1 protein-coding gene is annotated in these 220 nt (G+C 57.3%); it reads left to right on the top strand.

Annotated elements, in window-relative coordinates; translation table 11 throughout:
• On the top strand, window positions 1–220 hold a 220-nt coding region (locus tag B0D78_RS13105; RefSeq protein ID WP_168170153.1), incomplete at both ends, for a hypothetical protein.

Raw genomic sequence — 220 nt, 5'->3', positions numbered from 1 at the left:
CTCCTGGCCTGAAGTCATTCGGCAAGATGTACGGCAAGACGCTGAAGTCCAAGGAGACCATGCATGAAATGCGCAAAGCGGATATCGGCTATATACTGCGCACAGGCATGTCGCTTGGCAGCCGCAACGCCGATTCCGCCTTGCTGGAGATGACCCTTCAGCGCATGCGCGCCTTGCACAAGGCGAAGGAACTCGGTTTGGACAAAGTGTCGGACGCCGA

Source organism: Pyramidobacter sp. C12-8 (genome assembly GCF_002007215.1).
GTDB lineage: Bacteria > Synergistota > Synergistia > Synergistales > Dethiosulfovibrionaceae > Pyramidobacter.
The sequence above is the reverse complement of the archived record's forward strand: the minus strand, read 5'-3'. Positions and strand labels throughout refer to the sequence as shown.